Raw genomic sequence first — 739 nt, forward strand, 5'->3', positions numbered from 1 at the left:
CGTCATCGCGCCGTACGCCGACAGCCGCGAGGCCGTGCGCAAGCGCCACCAGGCCAGCGGCACCGCCTACCTGGAGATCCACGTCGCCACCCCCGTCGAGGTGTGCAGCGAGCGCGACGTGAAGGGCCTGTACGCCAAGCAGGCCGCGGGCGAGATATCGGGTCTGACCGGTGTCGACGACCCCTACGAGGAGCCCGAGTCGCCCGACCTGCGCATCGAGTCGCACACGCAGACCGTGCAGGAGTCCGCGGCCGCGCTGCACAAGCTGCTCACCGAGAGGGGTCTCGCATGACGACCGTCGCCTCCGTCCACGAGGGCACCGGCAGCCCGTACGCCCTGTCGCACCTGGACGCGCTGGAGTCCGAGGCGGTGCACATCTTCCGCGAGGTCGCGGGCGAGTTCGAGAAACCGGTGATCCTCTTCTCCGGCGGCAAGGACTCCATCGTCATGCTGCACCTGGCCCTGAAGGCCTTCGCCCCCGCCCCCGTCCCCTTCGCCCTGCTCCACGTGGACACCGGCCACAACTTCCCCGAGGTCCTCGCCTACCGCGACCGCACGGCGCACCGGCACGGACTGCGGCTGCACATCGCCTCGGTACAGGACTACATCGACCGCGGCGTCCTCAAGGAGCGCCCCGACGGCACCCGCAACCCGCTGCAGACCCTGCCCCTGACCGAGACCATCCAGCACGAGAGGTTCGACGCGGTCTTCGGCGGCGGCCGCCGCGACGAGGAGAAGG

The 739-nt window shown here is 70.6% G+C and carries 2 protein-coding genes; both read left to right on the forward strand.

The window, feature by feature from the left end; all coding sequences use genetic code 11:
• A partial coding sequence (locus IE271_RS41160) for an adenylyl-sulfate kinase (RefSeq protein WP_190195512.1) occupies positions 1 to 292 on the forward strand: 292 nt, incomplete at its 5' end.
• On the forward strand, positions 289 to 739 hold a 451-nt coding region (locus IE271_RS41165; protein WP_190195513.1), incomplete at its 3' end, for a phosphoadenosine phosphosulfate reductase domain-containing protein. The genes IE271_RS41160 and IE271_RS41165, both read left to right, overlap by 4 nt.

The organism is Streptomyces minutiscleroticus (assembly GCF_014650875.1).
Taxonomy (GTDB): Bacteria; Actinomycetota; Actinomycetes; order Streptomycetales; family Streptomycetaceae; genus Streptomyces; species Streptomyces minutiscleroticus.